Genomic DNA, 776 nt, shown 5'->3' on the forward strand with positions numbered 1-776 from the left:
GGGCCTGAGCCGGCGATAATGCCGGCAAAGGAACCCGGAAGATGACGAAGAGAACCCGACGGACGCACTCAGCGGCGTTCAAAGCGAAAGTGGCACTGGCGGCGGTCAAGGGCGAGCGGACGCTGGCCGAGCTGGCACAACAGTTCGATGTGCACCCGAACCAGATCACGGAATGGAAGCGGCAATTGCAGGCGCGGGCGGCGGACGTGTTCGGCGCGGGCAGTGCGCCGTCGAACGAGCCGCCGGTTGATCTGAAATCGCTGCACGCGAAGATCGGGCAACTGACGCTGGAAAATGATTTTTTAATCGGCGCGCTCGACAAGGCGGGATTGCTGAGCGCAAAGAAATGATCGACCGTAAGCACACGTTGCCGATTGCGCAGCAGGCCCGTCTCGTCGGCGTGGCGAGATCGAGCGTGTATTACCGGCCGCAGCCGGTAAGCGAAGCGGATCGGTTGCTGATGCGACGGATCGACGAATTGCATATGGAGTTTCCGTTTGCCGGGGCGCGGATGCTGGCGCGCCTGCTGCGCCGGGAAGGCCATGAGGTTGGTCGTCGCCGGGTACGGACGTTGATGAAGCGCATGGGCGTAGAGGCGTTGTACTGCAAGCCGAACACGAGCCGTCGCAATGCGCAGCACAAGGTCTGGCCGTACCTGCTGCGGGGCATGAAGATCAACCGGGCCAATCAGGTGTGGGCGCTGGACACGACCTACATTCCGATGTCTCGCGGCTTCGTGTACCTGACGGCGGTAGTGGACTGGGCGAGCCGCAAAA

The 776-nt window shown here is 62.5% G+C and carries 1 pseudogene; it reads left to right on the top strand.

The window, feature by feature from the left end:
- Positions 1-41 precede the first annotated feature (41 nt).
- Positions 42-776: pseudogene (locus BSIN_RS26340) on the top strand (IS3 family transposase); the annotation flags it as partial.

The organism is Burkholderia singularis (assembly GCF_900176645.1).
Lineage (GTDB): Bacteria > Pseudomonadota > Gammaproteobacteria > Burkholderiales > Burkholderiaceae > Burkholderia > Burkholderia singularis.